This is a genomic window from uncultured Roseobacter sp., from assembly GCF_947491795.1.
Lineage (GTDB): Bacteria > Pseudomonadota > Alphaproteobacteria > Rhodobacterales > Rhodobacteraceae > Roseobacter.
Map to the genome: position 1 here is coordinate 285,799 of NZ_CANLKW010000001.1, position 16,472 is coordinate 302,270.

The following is a 16,472-nucleotide window of genomic DNA, read 5'->3' on the forward strand; positions in this document are numbered from 1 at the left end:
TGCCTGTCCGGGGAGATGAAACAGAACCAGTGTTCAGCAGGCATGGCACGACACTGTGAAACATCTCAAAACTGGTCTGCTTTTGCGCTGGCCGTTTTCAGACCGGCCGTTGCTGTTGCCAGCGCTGGCACCTGCAGGGTGCGACTGGGTAAAGCGGCACGCTGAAAACTCGCGCAACTGGCCTGCTCTAGGCTTTGAGCTTTTATCATCATCCGGATGCAGGTAGAGGGGGCGCTATGACAACGCCCCTTTCTGATGAACACACATCCCCGAATGATCAGCCCGTTGTACGGCTGCGCCCAAAGGCCAATGCCCGCGCAATCCGTCACGGGTTTCCCTGGGTCTATGCCAACGAACTGGTGACCGACCGGCGGACGAAAAAGCTCGCACCCGGAACTCTGGCGCGGCTGGAGGATGACGCCCGTCGACCACTGGGGCTGGTGGCGGTGAACTCATTGTCGCGGATCATTTGCCGGATGCTTGACCGGGATCCGGAAGCAAAGCTTGACGAGGCCTGGTTTGCAGCCCGCCTGGAGCGGGCTCTGAAGCTGCGCGAACAATGCTTTGATGAGCCATTCTACCGTCTGGTGCATGCAGAGGCGGACGGACTGCCCGGCGTGATCGTTGACCGGTTTGGCGACACCTGCGTCCTGCAGCCCAATGCCGCCTGGGCGGAAAATCTGCTGTCGTCCCTGGTTGCCGCACTGGTGTCTGTAACCGGCTGCAAGACGGTTATCAAAAATGCCGGAGGCCGGACACGATCCCTGGAAGGGCTTGATGATGTTTCTGATGTTCTGACTGGAACGGCACCTGCGGAGCCGATTGCGGTCCATATGAACGGCGCTGTTTACATGGCCGATTTGCTGGGCGGGCAGAAAACAGGTCTCTTTTTTGATCAGCGGCCCAACCATGCTTTTGCGGCCGGTCTGGCAAAGAATGCGCGCGTTCTGGATGTTTTCAGCCATGTGGGCGGGTTCTCTCTGGCAGCGCTCGCAGCCGGGGCAAAAACGGCTCTGGCGGTAGACGCGTCGACACCGGCTCTTGCGCTGGCATCGCAGGGCGCGGAAAAGATGCACATGGCCGGGCGCTTCGAGACGCGGCAGGGTGATGCATTTGAAGTGCTCGCTGCACTCGGTGAAGAGGGCGCACGTTTTGATATGGTCATCTGTGACCCGCCGGCCTTTGCGCCGGCGAAACCGGCGCTCGAGGCCGGTCTGCGCGCTTATGAGCGCATCGCGCGGCTGGCCGCACCGCTTGTCGCTGAAAACGGCATCCTTGGGCTCTGCTCCTGCTCTCATGCGGCAGATCTGCCATCTTTTCGCGCCGCCAGTGTCCGCGGGATTGGCCGGGCAGGGCGCAGGCCCTCCATAATCCACACCGGCTTTGCCGGACCCGACCACCCACAGCTGCCGCAGCTTGCCGAAAGCGGTTACCTAAAGTCGCTCTTTTTTGCACTCTGAGGCATGAAAATTCTGATCGATACCTGCGTGCTTTACCCGACGGTGATGCGGGAGATCGTTCTGAGTGTTGCGCGCAGGGGCGCGTTTGAGCCGGTCTGGTCGCCCCGTATCCTGGAAGAATGGGCACGGGCTGCGGTAAAGCTGGGCCCTGAAGGCGAAGCTCAGGCGCGCAGCGAGATCGCGCTGTTGCGCGCCGCCTGGCCGGGATGCGAAGTGACACCCCCTGAGGCCCTGTTACACCGGCTGTGGTTGCCGGATGCGGATGACATACATGTTTTTGCCGCCGCTGTATCCGCATCAGCAGACGCTATTATGACATTGAATAAAAAAGATTTTCCAAAAGGAACGCTGGCCGAGGAGGGTCTGGACCGTGTGGACCCTGACGGTTTTCTGATGACGGTATGGCTGAGCGATCCGGAGGCCGTGTCTGCGGGCGCAAACGGCGTTTTGCAGACAGCACGCCGCCTGTCCGGTCAGGATTGGGAATTGCGCCCCCTGCTGAAAAAGGCGCGCCTGCCACGGCTGGCGAAAGCCCTGGGCTGAGCGGTCACTATGGCGCTTTGACGGCCCACTTTGCTTCCAGCGCTTCGAGAGCAGCTATTCTGTCAGCGGTTTTGGGGTGGCTCATCATCCAGGCGGGCGCTGCTCCGCCACGCTGTCGGGTCAGGTCCTCAAGCTTGCGAAACAGCGATTTCTGCGCCTCGACACCGATGCCGGATTTGCTCAGAAGAGCCGCTGCATAGGCATCCGCTTCATATTCATCGCTGCGGGACAGACGTGCGGCCAGCAACGACGTCAGTGCTCCCGCGACCATCACGCCGACGCCCGGCAGAAACCGCCCCAGAACCATTGCCAGTGCTGTGCGCAGAGCATTCTGACCGGAAAAATCGATCATGCGCCGCCGGGAATGACCCAGGGCAACGTGACCCAGCTCATGCGCGATGACGCTGGCCATTTCGTCAGCAGACACTTCACCCTGCCGGAATTTGTTGTAGAATCCGCGTGTTATAAAGATACGCCCATCCGGTGCGGCCAGTCCGTTCACCGGTTCAATCTCATAGATGTGAACCTTGATCCGCTCGATCTCCAGCGCGGCCGCCATCCGGTCCATCAACGTGCGCAACATAGGATCTGCCAGCTCGGTCGAGCGCGCGTCGAGCTCCCGCGCCGTGCGCCAGGCAGAGAAGCGGTACATCGCCAGGCCATAGAGTATAGCGAGCAGGATCGGGGTAAACTTGAGCATAGCTGGAATATGGGGGCCAGAGACACCCGCGGCAAGGGTGCGGGCAGCAATCAGCGCGTCAGTGCGCGCATCCCCCGCGACAACCCTTCAAGCGTCATCGGCACCATGGCGTCCGGGCCCATCACTTCCTGTATCATCGCGATGGACTGTGTATAGGCCCAGTACTTTTCCGGCACCGGATTGATCCACAGGACCGACGGCCACTGATCGCGCGCGCGTGCCAGCCAGGTGGCGCCGCTTTCTTCGTTCCAGTGCTCTGAAGCGCCTCCGGGATATGCGACCTCATAGGGAGACATCGAGGCGTCGCCGACGAAAATACATTTGTAATCAGATCCGTAGGTGCGCAGCACTTCGTGTGTTGGGATCTGTTCGTTCCAGCGACGCCGGTTATCGCGCCAGACCCCTTCGTAGAGACAGTTGTGGAAATAGAAGTATTCCATGTGCTTGAACTCGGCCCGCGCGGCGGAAAAAAGCTCTTCCAGCACGCGGATGTGCGGGTCCATTGACCCTCCGACATCCAGAAACAGCAAAACCTTAACGGCATTGCGCCGCTCGGGGCGCGTTTTGACATCGAGATACCCGTGCTCGGCGGTGGCGCGGATGGTGCCATTGAGGTCCAACTCGTCGTTCGCGCCATCACGCGCCCAGCGGCGCAAACGTTTCAGCGCGACCTTGATGTTGCGCGTGCCAAGTTCGACCGTGTCATCGAGATTGCGGAACTCGCGCTTGTCCCAGACCTTGACCGCACTCTGATGCCGGGATGTGTCCTGGCCAATGCGGACCCCTTCGGGGTTGTAGCCATATGCGCCAAAGGGAGAGGCGCCGGCAGTACCAACCCATTTGTTGCCACCCTGGTGGCGGCCCTGTTGCTCTTCGAGACGTTTCCTGAGGGTTTCCATGAGCTTATCAAAGCCCCCAAGGGCTTCAATTTCGGCTTTTTCAGCGTCCGACAGATGCTTTTCGGCCATTTTCTCGAGCCATTCGCGCGGAATATCCACAGCTTCCAGAACCTGATCGGCGGTGATGTTCTCAAGACCGGAAAAAGCAGCGGCAAACGCCCGGTCAAACTTGTCTATGTTGCGTTCGTCTTTGACCAGTATTGCGCGGGCCAGATAGTAAAATCCTTCCATCTCGTAGGTGACCAGACCAGCTTTCATCGCCTCAAGAAAAGCGAGGAATTCCCTGAGAGAGACAGGAACCGTCTGGCGGCGCAGCGCCTCGAAAAACGGAAGAAACACGGTCAGGCCTTAAAAAAGGAACCGGTCCAGAAGAACGGTCAGGATCATCGCGACAATGGAAAAGGCAATTGCATAGCCGGTGGCGTATTGTGCGATATCCATCCGATTACCCTTGCGTCTGGCGGCTGTCATTCCGCCGATCACTGCGCCCAGCAGTGCTCCGATAATCACGATCATGGCCCGTCTCCAGCGGTTTCACCTGATGCCCGCCAAGCCGGCGGTGCTCAGGCTGGTTCGTTGTCGCCCGTCAGGGATGCGATCTCGCGCAGTTTCGCGCGCACCACCCAGTCGGCGCCGAACCCGTATCGCGCCCACCCCAGACTGTCCAGCCTGACTGCCCGCGCCTCTGTGACGCGCCCCTCCTGCAAGAGCGCTTCGGCCCGGAGCAGTTCCAGCGTGGCCAGAAGGGAGGCATTCTGGGACGCGCGGGCGGCGTCCAGATGCGGTGTCACCAGGTCTATCGCCTGTGAAGGGTTGCCTTCTGACAGTGCATAGGCGGCCAGCTGCGTTGCCACATAGGCGCGGTGCAGCCGGGTGCGCGGGGACATGGCGTAAAAACGGTCAGCCTCGGCATATTGCTGCTTGGCCGCGGCCCCGTCGGTGGCCTGCAAGAGACGGGCTCTGGCATAGTGCGAAAAGGCGCGGCGGTTGTCTGTCCAGCCTGCGCGAATGGCAATGCGCAATGCCTGATCCGCGGCACCCTGCCGTTCACGCAGGCCAGCGCCCGGGCCAAGCGCGGTCTGAACCGCATCCCGCCATTCCTGCGGTGTCGGACTGGCCGGGCCTGTGCCGGGGCGGTTTCCGCCTCGGTTCAGACGCCGGAACACAGCGGGCAGGCGGTCTGCAACCTCCTGACGGCTCATACCGTTTTTCAGTTCGGGAGCGTATGTGGCCCGCAACATCAGCATGTCAAAACCAGTCAGAACCGTATGGACATTGTCATCGTTGAAGACGGAGTCCGGCAGCCGGTAAAGATCATTGAGGGGACCCAGGGCCTGGGCCAGCTCCTCATGCAGGCAGTCGCGCACCTCCTGAGGGCTGGAATCGTTTGGAATGAAGATTGCAATTTTTTCGCGTTTGCGCAGCTGCGACCAGTTGGTTTTGGGCGCGCGTCTGGCCGAACGGTATTCGCGGATAGAGGAAACATTGGGGGCGACAAAGCACGCAGCCTGCGGCAGCACCTGCCGGATGGCGCGGCGCGAGACGGCCTGCACCGTGATGTTGGCTTCAACTTCCGTCGTCAGGCTGATGGGGATGTCCGCCTCATTCCGCAGGCGGGCGATCAGGTCGCGCAGATCTGCGCGCAGTGTGGGGGGCGGATCGCCGGTCACGCGCACCGTAACGGGCCCGTCAAAGCGCGTAAAAGTGCTCAGGATACGGCCGCTTTCCATCTGGAAAGTCAGCTGCATGAAATCGCGTACCAGATCCGTGTTGGCGTGCGGTGCCGTTGCGGGCCGGGGCTGCAGCCCAAAGGTTTTCATCGGGGGCAGGGCGGGTTCCTGAACCGCCGCGCGGGAAGGTTGCTGGATATCACCGGCCGGGACACAGGCCGACAGCAGCATGATCAGCGGGAGGACAGCGCGCCGGTTCACGCGCGGCTGTACTTTATGAAAGGTGTTTTGACACCGATCCGGTCATAGAGCCTGCGGGCCTCGGCGTTGAAATCCTGGGTCAGCCAGTAGGCGGATGGAGCCCCCGCGTCGTCGGCAGCCCTGTACACGCCTTCGATCAGCGCGCGTCCGACCCCGAGCCCGCGGACCTGTGGGTCTGCATAGAGATCCTGCAGATAGCAGGTGTTTTCTGCCGACCAGCCGTGCCGGTGAAAAAGGTAGTGGGTCAGGCCCACAAGGCGGCCATCAGCCTCGGCGACCAGCCCGTTGAAATCCTGCGGATCATTCCCCAGCAGACGCTCAAAATAAAGATCGTGGATCTCCTGTGGTCGCGAGGTTTCGTAAAACGCAAGGTATCCGGTCCAGAGAGCGGACCATTGCGCCTTGTCGGTCGCATGCAGTGCACGCACCACGACTGCTGGTTTCTGTGTCATATTCTGCCCATGTGCCTCTGCCCGCGATCTTACGCCACGGGTCAAAAATGCGGCGCTCTGTGTCGCCGTTGAGCAGAGTGTAGCCGTGCAGCAGGCGTTTTGTCTAGCGGCCGCTGCGTGCGAGGAAGGCCAGCCGTTCAAACAGATGCACATCCTGCTCGTTTTTGAGCAGCGCACCGTGCAGTTTCGGCAGCGAATTCGCTCCCCCCGCCTTCAGGTCTTCGGCTGTCATATCTTCTGCGAGAAGCAGTTTCAGCCAGTCCAGAACCTCGGAGGTCGAGGGCTTTTTTCTGAGCCCCTGCTGGTCGCGGATCTCAAAGAACTGTGTCAGCGCAGTGGTCAGCAGCGCGTCCTTGATGCCGGGGTGATGTACTTCGACAATGCGGCGCAGGGTTTCGATATCGGGAAACCGGATATAATGGAAAAAGCACCGCCTGAGAAAGGCATCCGGCAGCTCTTTCTCGTTGTTGGAGGTAATGATCACAATCGGCCGGTGTTTTGCCCGGACCGTCTCGCCGGTCTCGTAGACAAAGAACTCCATCTTATCGAGCTCCTGCAGCAGATCGTTCGGGAATTCGATATCTGCCTTGTCGATCTCATCAATCAGCAGAACAACCTTTTCGTCCGCGTCAAACGCCTGCCAGAGCTTTCCTTTGCGGATGTAATTGGCCACATCATGCACCCGCTCATCCCCCAGCTGGCTGTCACGCAGGCGGCTGACGGCGTCATATTCGTACAGGCCCTGCTGGGCCCGGGTGGTCGATTTGATGTTCCATTCGATCATGGGGGTGCCAAGCGCACCGGCCACCTGGCGGGCCAGTTCCGTCTTGCCTGTGCCGGGTTCGCCTTTAACGAGCAAGGGCCGTTCCAGTGTCACAGCCGCGTTAACCGCGATTGTCAGGTCATCCGTTGCAATATACTCTGCCGTTCCCTGGAATTTCATGCTGTTGTCAACCCTTTAGTAAGCACTTTTCATGACGCTTTTAACCGTGTTTGTACCGGATTGTGTAGTGACAATCCTGCATCGCTGCGCTATCTGCATCCGCAGGGGCACCTGACCCAGGGGACATGTGCAGATGGATAACGTTAGCCACGTTGAGGGGAAGCAGATGAAGCAGGAACTTTTCCTGCCGGATGACTACCGTCCGGCCGAAGATGAACCATTTATGAATGAGCGCCAGGTCGAGTATTTCCGGCGCAAACTTCTGAACTGGCGGGCAGAGTTACTTGCAGGCAGCCGGGACACAATCGAAGGTCTGCAGGACGGCACCCGGAACATTCCCGACGTCGCGGATCGCGCCTCAGAGGAAACCGACCGCGCGCTTGAATTGCGTACCCGCGACCGCCAGCGCAAGCTGGTCAGCAAGATCGACGGTGCGCTGCGCCGGATCGAAGAAGGCGAATTCGGCTATTGCAGCGTGACGGGCGAGCCTATTTCGCTCAAACGCCTGGACGCGCGCCCGATTGCAACGATGAGCCTGGAGGCGCAGGAGCGTCATGAGCGCCGTGAAAAGGTTCACCGCGACGACTGATTCTGGCGGCAAAAGAAACTTCAGGGAAAGCGCCGGCATCTGATGTCCGGCGCTTTTGTTTTGGAAAATGGCACAGAGACTGGCAAAAAATGCTGTTGTAATCGGCGCTGGCATCGGCGGGCTGGCGTGCGCTGCAGCCCTGGCACTGCGCGGTGTTGCCGTCACGCTGGTGGAGCAGGCAGCAGAAATATCCGAAGTGGGAGCAGGTCTGCAGATCAGCCCTAACGGTCTTGTGGTTCTCAAAGCGCTGGGGCTGGGCGATCCGTTGCGGCGGCTCGGGGCTGTTCCCGCCCGGGCTGTTGTCATGGAAGATTTCCGCGAGGGTCGTCAGGTCGCCAGACTTGATCTGGCCCGGCAGAAGAACGGCGAGTATCTGTTTGTACATCGCGCTGATCTGATCCGGCTTCTGGCACGTGCGGCGCGTCATCAAAACGTTTCTGTCGAAATGAACCGCCGGGCCGTGCGCATCACACCCGGCGCGTTGCCAGAGGTAAGTTTTGCAGATGGGTCGGTCATGAGGTCCGAGCTCATTGTCTGCGCAGACGGCATTCATTCAGCAGGACGCCCGGCTGTGTGGAACGCGCCCGAGGCTGCATTTACGGGGCAGGTGGCCTGGCGGGCCCTGGTACCGGCACCCGGTGCGGCAGAAGCTGTGGCACGTGTCACCATGGGCCCGGGAAAACATGTCGTGAGCTACCCGATCCGTGGTGGCGGGATGATGAACCTGGTGGCGGTGCAGGAACGCGCGGCCTGGGCAGATGAAGGCTGGCACCACCCGGACGATCCTGAAAACCTGCGTGCTGCTTTTGCGGAATTCGGCGGCGCAGCGGGTGAACTTTTGTCACAGGTGCAGAACACCAGCCTCTGGGGGCTGTTCCGACATCCTGTCGCGGAAACCTGGGTGCGGGATGGCGTTGCCCTGCTGGGGGATGCTGCGCACCCGACACTTCCATTTCTGGCGCAGGGCGCGAATATGGCACTGGAAGACGCCTGGGTACTGGCGGCCTGCGCTGTGGGAGAGAGCGGCCTTGCCGCATATCAGCCTGCAAGACGTGCCCGCGTTGTGCGTGCGATCAACGAAGCGAATGCCAATGCCCGCCGCTATCATATGGTACCGGGGCCTGCCCGCGCGGCGGCGCATCTCGCCCTGTCGCTGGGCAGCCGTGCCGCACCCGGCCTGATGATGCGCCGGTTTGCCTGGCTCTATGGACATGATGTCACGCAAACCCATCCGCTGTGATCCGGCGGCGCGCGCACCCCTGCGGGCTGCGCGCATACGACGTCCTGGTTCCGGGCAGGCCCGGAACGGCCAGGCTCAGGGCTCTGCGCGCTGGAGCATGCCGAAGAGATCGCGCGGATCATCCGGGTCGGCGAGCATGTCCAGCATGTGGCACAGACCTGCCGTACGGATCTGGTCGCGCACGTACCGAAGAGCGCTGAAGTCTTCGATGGCGAAGCCTACGGAGTCAAAAAGCGTGATCTGACGGTCCGAAACCCGGCCCGGAACCTGGCCTGTGAGAACCTGCCAGATTTCGCTCACCGGGTGGTCATCTGCAAGTTGCTGAATTTCCCCCTCGATGCGGGTCTGTTCCGGGAACTCCACAAAGATATCAGAGCGGTGCAGGATTTCGGGGGCCAGTTCTGTTTTGCCCGGGCAGTCGCCACCGATGGCGTTGATGTGTACGCCTGCACCGATCATATTGTCTGTCAGGATCTTTGCATTCTGTTTGTCGGCCGTGCAGGTAGTGATGATCTGTGCGCCCAGAATGGCGTCTTCGGGCGACTGGCAGATGGTCACCGTCAGACCCTGGCCCTGCAGGTTCGCGGCGCATTTCCGGGTCGCAGCCGGATCCGTATCAAAAAGGCGTACTTCGCTGATCCCGCAGATTGCTTTCATCGCAAGGCTCTGGAATTCGGACTGGGCGCCGTTGCCGATCATTGCCATGGTTGATGCACCCGCAGGGGCCAGCAGCCTTGCCACCAGCGCGGAGGTTGCGGCCGTGCGCAACGCAGTCAGCATGGTCATTTCAGACAGCAGCACCGGGTAGCCGGAGGCCACATCAGCCAGCAGTCCAAAAGCGGTGACAGTCTGCAGCCCCTCGGCGGTGTTTTTCGGGTGACCGTTGACGTATTTGAACCCGTACACCTCGCCGTCGGATGTCGGCATCAGTTCGATGACACCCTCAGCCGAGTGACTGGCCACGCGGGGCGTCTTGTCGAACAGTTGCCAGCGTCGGAAATCGGCCTCGATGTATTCGGCGATGCCGCGCATCATGTCTTCCAACCCGATGTGGTGGATGAGCTGCATCATGTGATCGACAGAAACAAAGGGGACCAGAGCTTTGTCTGAGGGGGCGGGGATTGTCATAGTCTGTCTCCTGATCAGTATGCGCGGGTCGGCCGGTCAAAGACGCGGCGACCCAGAGCCGAGGCGGCCAGATCGACCATGACCTGAGCGGTGCGCCCGCGCTCGTCAAGAAAAGGGTTAAGCTCGACCAGATCGAGCGATGTCATCAGCCCGCTGTCGTGCAGCATTTCCATGACCAGATGTGCTTCCCGGACGGTGGCACCTCCGGGCACGGTTGTGCCGACCGCCGGGGCGACAGAAGGATCAAGGAAGTCCACGTCCAGCGAAACATGCAGCATACCACCGGCGGCGGCCACCCGGTCCAGAAAGCGGCCCAGAGGGCGGGCGATGCCATTTTCGTCAATTTCGCGCATGTCGACACGTTGAATGCGCGTTTCCTGCAGGGCATCGCGCTCCTGGGGATCAACCGACCGCAGACCGATGATGGCGACATTTTCGTGGGGCAGGGCGTTTTCGATAACCGGGAAGCCTTCAAACCCTGGCCGCCCCGTCACATAGCCCAGCGGTGTACCGTGCAGATTGCCGCTGTCTGTGCTGTCGGGCGTGTGAAAATCGCTGTGCGCATCCAGCCACAGGACGAACAGCGGGCGGCCAGATGTCGCGGCGTGCTGCATCGCTCCGGCCACAGTGCCCAGCGACAGCGCATGATCGCCGCCCAGAAAAATCGGCAGACCATCGGGCAGTGCCGCTGCCGCGGCTTCGGCCAGGGCCTCTGTCCAGGCAATGGTCTCTGCGGGCGCATGCAGTTTTGGATGGGATGGCGCGGTGAACGGATTTGGAGACAGGTTCCCACGGTCTTCGACACTGTGGCCGAGGTCTTCCAGAGCTGCGACAAGGCCCGCCGTCCGGTAGGCATCGGGGCCCATCAGGCACCCGGTCCGGCGCTTTCCGCAATCCACAGGCGCGCCAATCAGAATACAGTTTTGAGTGGTCATATCAGTCTCCGGTTTGGGTCTGGCACAGAATAGTGATCGGATTGGATCATCGACAATCCGTCATTTTGAACATAATGATACATCATTGATCAGTATGGGCGACAGATATGGACGAAATGGATAGCAGACTGATTGCTGTGCTCAGATATGATGCGCGTGCGCCGCTGTCAGAACTGGCTTCACGGCTGGGCGTCTCCCGGGCCACGGTACGCAGCAGGCTGGCCCGTCTGCAGGCGGAGGGAGACGTACTGGGTTTCACGGTTGTCCTGAAAAGCGATCAGGTACAGGACCCTGTGCGCGGTCTGATGATGATCGCGATTGAAGGGCGCGGCACGGAGCGGATTATCCGGCAGCTGAAAAGCCGCCCGGAGGTGCGCCATGTCTGGTCCACCAACGGAAGGTGGGATGTCATTACCGAGATCGGGACGGCCACGCTGGAGGATTTTGACCGTCAGCTGACGGCCATCCGGCAGTTGGAAGGCGTCACGGCGAGCGAAACCAGTCTGTTGCTGTCAACGCGGAAAGCGACCTAGGCCCGACGCCAGGCAAGGATCCACAAAAGACCCAGTCCAAGTGATACTACACCATTCCAGCCGGCCATACTGAGGCCGAGAAGCTCCCAGGGGATTTCATCACAGCGCACAATCGGGGCGGCCATGATCTGGTCAAACAACTCATCCGCGGACAGCCCGTCAATTGGGGAGGAGGTGCAGGAGGTGGGACCTTCCCAGAACCCCTGTTCCACACCGGCGTGAAAAAGGCCGATGGCAGAGGTGGTCAGCGCCGCAACGGCCCCGATAAGGCACAGAAAGCGCTGGGATGTGGCCAGCGCAAGTGCGCCGATGGCCACCGCCGCCACATGCGGATAACGTTGCCAGTAGCACATTTTGCAAGGTGGCAATCCGCCCAGATACTGAAAAGCGAGAGCCCCCGCCATGAGGGTGGCAGAGCCAAGGGTTGCGAGCACAAGAGCCTGTTTACCGGTCACAGGAACCTCAGAACGTAAAAGCCACCTGCAAGAAGCAGCACAAACAGGGTGAACATAAGCCCGAGGCGTCTTTCAATGAAGTCCCGGATCGGTGCGCCGTATTTCCACAGCAGCAGAGCAACGAGGAAAAACCGGATGCCACGGGCCAGAATGGACGTGGCGATGAATGTGGCCAGCGGCATACCGGTCCAGCCCGACATGATTGTAATGACCTTGTAGGGAAAGGGGGTCACGCCAGCGGCGAGGACGGCCCAAAAGCCCAGATCATTAAACCGGGTATTGAACTCGGCCATACTGTCAGCTTTGCCCAGACTTTCCAGAATGGGCTGGCCGATGGTCTCAAAGGCGAATGCGCCGATGGCATATCCCGCAATGCCCCCCAGCACAGATGCAACCAGTGCGACACCGGCAATCAGCCAGGCGCGGGAGGGTCGAGCGAGGATCATCGGGATCATCAGAACATCCGGCGGGATCGGAAAGACAGAGCTTTCTATGAAACTCACGAAGGCCAGCACCCAGAGGGCGTGGCGGTGTTCGACCATGCTGAGGGTCCAGTCGTAAAGCCTGCGTAGCATCTGTGTTCCGTCAGATTGTATGCGCTACCGCAGACCAGATGCACGACAGGGGGTCAAGACGCAGGATACAATTTTCGGGGAATATACTTGCCCGGCAGGCAGGGGCGGTGTAATCGGCAGGGGCTGCCCAAGTGGCGGAATGGTAGACGCAGGGGATTCAAAATCCCCCGCCTTCGGGCGTGCCGGTTCGAGTCCGGCCTTGGGTACCACTCTACTGATCGTGCCATTGTATTCATTGGCCTTTTCCTAATTGTGTCCCCCGCCGATATGTACCGGGGGACACATTTGCATTTAAAAGCGCACATGCTTGATGGATTCGAATGCTGATTTCGCGAGGCGTGAACGCGCTGCGGATCCGGTGTTAACCTTGCTGGTGCTGGCTTTGTTGTGCGCCAGAACTGCCATTATCTGGTGCGCGCGGCTTCCCAGTCGGCCCAGTCCTCGGGCGTGTCCAGATCGAGCCTTGCCCGGTTACCCGCCAGTCGAATGTACCGCACGGCGTTTTTTGCCTCTTCACGCCTGCGCAGTTCCCTGGCACCGCCATCGCCGGACAGTGCCAGAAAATCGTCGAAGAGTTCAGATCTGATCACAACAGGGTGTCCGGGCCGGCCGTCGCTCGTCGCCGCACACCACATCGAGATTGTGTCATCCGTTCCGACAGGGGCCAGCACAGAGCGAATATCGGCAGATGTAATATCCGGCAGATCGGGCAGCAGAATCATCGCAGCGCGGGTTCCCGGCGGCAGGGCCTGCATGCCCCGTTTCAGGCTGGCGCTCATCCCGACACGGGCATCCGGCACCGGCACGCCAAGGGCGGCGGACTGCTCAAGGCAGGTATAGCGGCCGTGCGGTTCGGGTGGCAGCATGACGATAACAGCCCCCCGCGTTGCCGCCAGGGCCCGTCCGATCTGGCGCTTCAGTAATGGAACACCGTCCACCTCGCGCAAAAGCTTGTCGTCGCCGCGCATGCGCGACGAAAACCCTGCAGCGGGGATCAGAACAGGAACCTCTGAAAGATGCTCGGTGGTCATGCTCCAGTCTTAACGCAGCCCCTCTGCCTGCGACAGAGCAGAGTGATCCGGGCAATTAGCCCCGGAGCCTTTGCCCATCAGGATCGAACAGCGGCTCCGTGATGACACGGGCCGGGCGCATCTGGCCCAGGATCTCGATCTCGACGTCCGGCGCGTCGGCAACCCTGTCGGCGGGCAGGAACCCCATGGCAATGGATTTGCCTGCGTGGTGTGACCATCCACCGGAGGTGCAGAAACCGACCACCGCGCCTTCCAGCCAGATCGGCTCATAGCCCTGCACATCTGCATCGTCAGCGTCCACATCAAAGACGACCAACCGGCGGGCCGGTCCTGTTTCACGCTCTGCTTCCGCCGCGGTACGACCAATAAAGTTGGTATTTTTTGACCAGTTGATGAACCTGTCGAGACCGGTCTCTGCCGCTGTGTAGTCGGGCGAAAACTCCGACATCCAGCTTCCGAAAAACCGGTCAAGTCGCAGCGACATCATCGCCCGCATGCCAAAGGGTGTTATGTCGTAGGGCTGACCGGCTTCCCACAGGGTATGCCACAGCGCACGCTGGCTCATGGCGTCACAGTAGATCTCGAACCCCAGATCGCCGGTATAGCTGACCCGCTGGACGATGCAGTCTGCCATGCCAATGGTCATACGCCGCACATCCAGAAACCTCATGTCAGCGACATCTGTCAGCGTTGTGGCTGCCAGAACATCGCGCGCATGCGGGCCTGCAATCTGAAAACCGGTCACGGTGTCAGATATATTCTCGACCCGGACATTCGGTGATGGGTATTGTTCGAACCAGCGCATGTGAAATGCCTGTGCACCATAAGAGGCGGTCAGCCGGAAGTCCGCCTCGGACAGGCAGGAAATGGTGAAATCTCCGATCAGCCGCCCGCGTTCAGAGAGCATCGGCGTCAGGCTGAGGCGGCCCGGTGCCGGAACCCGTCCGGCCATGATACGGTCAAGCCAGGCGCGTGCACCAGACCCGGTGATGCGGTATTTGCCAAAGTTCTGAACCTCATTGATTCCAACAGCTTGCCGGACGGCACTGACCTCCCGACCTGTCGCGCCAAACGCATCGGAGCGGCGGAATGACGGGGTTTCAAACCCGGGCTCGTCCCCGCGTGCAAAGTAATTCGGCACCTCAAGCCCGTATTGCTGGCCCCAGACCGCCCCGAGATCGCTGAAAATGTCGTACATCGGCGTGGTGCGGAACGGGCGTGCGGCGGGCAGTTCCTCGTTCGGGTAAGCCACCGAAAAACGTTTCTGATAGTTCTCGATGACTTTTGGCAGCGTATATCCCGGCGTGATCCAGGACCCGAATCGGGCCACATCCATGGCCATCACGTCGCGTTCCGGCTCGCCCTCGATCATCCACTGCGCCAGCGTCAGGCCAACGCCACCGCCCTGACTGAAGCCTGCCATAACTCCACAGGCCGACCAGTAGTTGCGCATGCCCGGCACAGGGCCGACCAGCGGGTTGCCATCGGGCGCAAAGGTGAAGGGCCCGTGGATGACGTTTTTCACCCCGGCACGTTCCAGATCCGGGAAACGTCGGTAGGCAAAGGCGATACTGTCCTCGATCTTGTCGAAATCATCGGGCAGAAGATCCTGACCGAATTCCCACGAGGTTCCGCCAACAGCCCAGGGACGGCAGGTCTGTTCGTAAAACCCGATGCACAACCCGCGCCCTTCCTGTCGCAGATAGCTTTCGCCCGCCGGGTCCATCACATGCGGGTGCTCGATCCCGTCGGCCATCATTTCGGTGATCAGCGGCACATCGTCGGTCACCAGGTACTGGTGTTCCATCGGGTGGAGCGGAAAATAGACGCCTGCCATAGCGCCAACTTCCCGCGCCCAGAGACCGCCCGCATTGACCACATGTTCAGCGTGAATGGTGCCCTTGTCGGTCACGACATCCCAGGTGCCGTCGGAGCGCTGGTTGGTTTCGCGCACCATACAGTGGGTTTCGATCGTGGCACCCCCCATGCGCGCGGCCTTTGCATAGGCATGTGTGGTGCCCGATGGATCAAGGTGCCCGTCCAGCGGATCATAAAGCGCACCAATAATGCCATCTGTATTGGTAACCGGTGCGATCCTGCGGATCTCTTCCGGCCCGACGATTTCCGTGTCGAGACCCATAAACCGGTGCTTTGCACGTTCCGCCAGCAGCATGTCAAACCGGTCCTGGTTGTCGGCCAGTGTGACCCCGCCCACGTGGTGCAGCCCACAGGACATGCCTGTGATCTCTTCCAGTTCTTTATAAAGACGGATGGTATAGCCCTGAAGTGCGGCCATGTTCGTGTCGCCGTTCAGCGTGTGAAACCCGCCTGCTGCATGCCATGTCGAACCGGAAGTCAGCTCAGAACGCTCCAGCAACATCACGTCTGACCAGCCCAGTTTGGTCAGGTGATACAGAACAGAGGCTCCGACAACGCCTCCGCCGATGATGGCAACACGGGTAGTGGTCTGCATGTGGTCTCCGATCCGCTCCTGACGCCAGGATGGATGCAGGGTGGATAAGCCGCAGGTTTGAAAGCGACAGTTTTTGCCGCTTCAGTGCGAGTCGTCGTTTTGCTGGCGGGCCGATGCGCTGACCTCGACTGGTGCATCATTCTGCAGAACTGTGATCTGGTAAAAGGGAAAGGCCCGGTCCCGGTTTTCTTTGACGGCGGCGTATTCCGGGCTTTGAAAGACTGAATCCACCGCTCTCTGATCCGGGTAGTCCACGATAACCACCGACCGTGCCGGCTGGTTGCCCACAACGACACTGTTCACCCGGAACCGCTGTCGGATGACCGCGCCTGCACGTTTGAGCAGCGGGCTGGTGGCGCGCATGTAGATCGCAAGGTCTTCCTGCGCATCCTCGTCGACGCTCAGCAACGCCATCAATGTAACTGTCATCTGAAGCACTCCCTGCGCGCGAATTTACTCTCATCGCGCCAAAAGCCAAGAAAAATGCACAAAAATTGCGCGTATTTGTTCGAATATGCGCCCTTTGGGTAAGACCTTGTACGCCTGCGACGGAATGTGTCGCTTCCTCGCAATCTGCAGATCGCG

18 protein-coding genes and 1 tRNA gene are annotated in these 16,472 nt (G+C 60.4%); 6 read left to right on the top strand and 13 right to left on the bottom strand.

Annotated features, from left to right (window positions below):
• Positions 1-236 precede the first annotated feature (236 nt).
• Positions 237-1,460: an RSP_2647 family RNA methyltransferase gene (locus Q1A34_RS01440; protein ID WP_300029729.1), complete on the top strand. Its 1,224-nt coding sequence runs from the start codon at positions 237-239 to the stop codon at positions 1,458-1,460.
• Positions 1,461-1,463: 3 nt separating this feature from the next.
• Positions 1,464-2,003 (top strand): RSP_2648 family PIN domain-containing protein, encoded by a 540-nt coding sequence (locus Q1A34_RS01445; RefSeq protein WP_300029732.1) that lies wholly within the window; start codon positions 1,464-1,466, stop codon positions 2,001-2,003.
• Positions 2,004-2,010: 7 nt separating this feature from the next.
• Here the strand turns inward: Q1A34_RS01445 and Q1A34_RS01450 are convergent, their stop codons facing one another.
• The 6 genes from Q1A34_RS01450 to Q1A34_RS01475 all read right to left on the bottom strand — a co-directional run bounded on the left by Q1A34_RS01450 (position 2,011) and on the right by Q1A34_RS01475 (position 6,928).
• The gene (locus Q1A34_RS01450) at positions 2,011-2,703 is read right to left on the bottom strand and encodes a M48 family metalloprotease (protein ID WP_300029735.1); all 693 of its coding nucleotides are present in this window, start codon (positions 2,701-2,703) and stop codon (positions 2,011-2,013) included.
• 50 nt (positions 2,704-2,753) lie between these two features.
• Positions 2,754-3,941, bottom strand: coding sequence for a VWA domain-containing protein (locus Q1A34_RS01455; protein WP_300029738.1), 1,188 nt, complete (start codon positions 3,939-3,941; stop codon positions 2,754-2,756).
• Positions 3,942-3,950: 9 nt separating this feature from the next.
• Complete coding sequence (locus Q1A34_RS01460; RefSeq protein WP_300029741.1) at positions 3,951-4,118, bottom strand: apolipoprotein acyltransferase; 168 nt, start codon at positions 4,116-4,118, stop codon at positions 3,951-3,953.
• 47 nt (positions 4,119-4,165) lie between these two features.
• The gene (locus Q1A34_RS01465) at positions 4,166-5,533 is read right to left on the bottom strand and encodes a DUF2927 domain-containing protein (RefSeq protein WP_300029744.1); all 1,368 of its coding nucleotides are present in this window, start codon (positions 5,531-5,533) and stop codon (positions 4,166-4,168) included.
• Complete coding sequence (locus Q1A34_RS01470; RefSeq protein ID WP_300029747.1) at positions 5,530-5,985, bottom strand: GNAT family N-acetyltransferase; 456 nt, start codon at positions 5,983-5,985, stop codon at positions 5,530-5,532. The genes Q1A34_RS01465 and Q1A34_RS01470 overlap by 4 nt, the downstream gene beginning before the upstream one ends.
• 103 nt (positions 5,986-6,088) lie before the next feature.
• A complete protein-coding gene (locus Q1A34_RS01475; protein ID WP_300029749.1) occupies positions 6,089-6,928 on the bottom strand; it encodes a MoxR family ATPase in 840 nt (279 codons plus the stop codon).
• A gap of 166 nt (positions 6,929-7,094) precedes the next feature.
• Between Q1A34_RS01475 and dksA the strand changes: the two genes are divergently transcribed.
• Together dksA and Q1A34_RS01485 are read left to right on the top strand one after the other, a co-directional pair.
• The gene (dksA, locus tag Q1A34_RS01480) at positions 7,095-7,517 is read left to right on the top strand and encodes an RNA polymerase-binding protein DksA (protein ID WP_159976436.1); all 423 of its coding nucleotides are present in this window, start codon (positions 7,095-7,097) and stop codon (positions 7,515-7,517) included.
• Between the two features lie 67 nt (positions 7,518-7,584).
• On the top strand, positions 7,585-8,757 hold the full coding sequence (locus tag Q1A34_RS01485) for an FAD-dependent monooxygenase (RefSeq protein WP_300029752.1): 1,173 nt from the start codon (positions 7,585-7,587) through the stop codon (positions 8,755-8,757).
• Positions 8,758-8,832: 75 nt separating this feature from the next.
• On the opposite strand, the gene Q1A34_RS01490 is transcribed toward Q1A34_RS01485, so the two are convergent.
• Together Q1A34_RS01490 and rocF are read right to left on the bottom strand one after the other, a co-directional pair.
• Positions 8,833-9,885, bottom strand: coding sequence for an ornithine cyclodeaminase (locus Q1A34_RS01490; protein WP_300029755.1), 1,053 nt, complete (start codon positions 9,883-9,885; stop codon positions 8,833-8,835).
• Between the two features lie 14 nt (positions 9,886-9,899).
• Positions 9,900-10,820 (bottom strand): arginase, encoded by a 921-nt coding sequence (rocF, locus tag Q1A34_RS01495; protein WP_300029758.1) that lies wholly within the window; start codon positions 10,818-10,820, stop codon positions 9,900-9,902.
• Positions 10,821-10,927: 107 nt separating this feature from the next.
• Here rocF and Q1A34_RS01500 point away from each other — a divergent pair, with 107 nt between their 5' ends.
• Positions 10,928-11,353, top strand: a complete 426-nt coding sequence (locus tag Q1A34_RS01500; protein ID WP_300029761.1) for an Lrp/AsnC family transcriptional regulator — start codon at positions 10,928-10,930, stop codon at positions 11,351-11,353.
• Here Q1A34_RS01500 and Q1A34_RS01505 read toward each other — a convergent pair.
• Positions 11,350-11,808: a disulfide bond formation protein B gene (locus tag Q1A34_RS01505; RefSeq protein WP_300029764.1), complete on the bottom strand. Its 459-nt coding sequence runs from the start codon at positions 11,806-11,808 to the stop codon at positions 11,350-11,352. The genes Q1A34_RS01500 and Q1A34_RS01505 overlap by 4 nt on opposite strands.
• A complete protein-coding gene (locus tag Q1A34_RS01510; RefSeq protein WP_300029766.1) occupies positions 11,805-12,383 on the bottom strand; it encodes a YqaA family protein in 579 nt (192 codons plus the stop codon). The genes Q1A34_RS01505 and Q1A34_RS01510 overlap by 4 nt, the downstream gene beginning before the upstream one ends.
• Before the next feature lie 125 nt (positions 12,384-12,508).
• Between Q1A34_RS01510 and Q1A34_RS01515 the strand changes: the two genes are divergently transcribed.
• A tRNA-Leu gene (locus Q1A34_RS01515) sits at positions 12,509-12,592 on the top strand.
• 195 nt (positions 12,593-12,787) lie between these two features.
• Here the strand turns inward: Q1A34_RS01515 and Q1A34_RS01520 are convergent.
• The 3 genes from Q1A34_RS01520 to Q1A34_RS01530 all read right to left on the bottom strand — a co-directional run bounded on the left by Q1A34_RS01520 (position 12,788) and on the right by Q1A34_RS01530 (position 16,316).
• Entirely contained in the window at positions 12,788-13,414 is a 627-nt protein-coding gene (locus Q1A34_RS01520) for a nucleotidyltransferase family protein (protein ID WP_300029768.1), read from the bottom strand.
• A 55-nt stretch (positions 13,415-13,469) separates the two neighbouring features.
• On the bottom strand, positions 13,470-15,887 hold the full coding sequence (locus tag Q1A34_RS01525) for an FAD-dependent oxidoreductase (RefSeq protein WP_300029771.1): 2,418 nt from the start codon (positions 15,885-15,887) through the stop codon (positions 13,470-13,472).
• 81 nt (positions 15,888-15,968) lie between these two features.
• Positions 15,969-16,316: a DUF1330 domain-containing protein gene (locus Q1A34_RS01530; RefSeq protein WP_300029774.1), complete on the bottom strand. Its 348-nt coding sequence runs from the start codon at positions 16,314-16,316 to the stop codon at positions 15,969-15,971.
• Positions 16,317-16,472 lie beyond the last annotated feature (156 nt).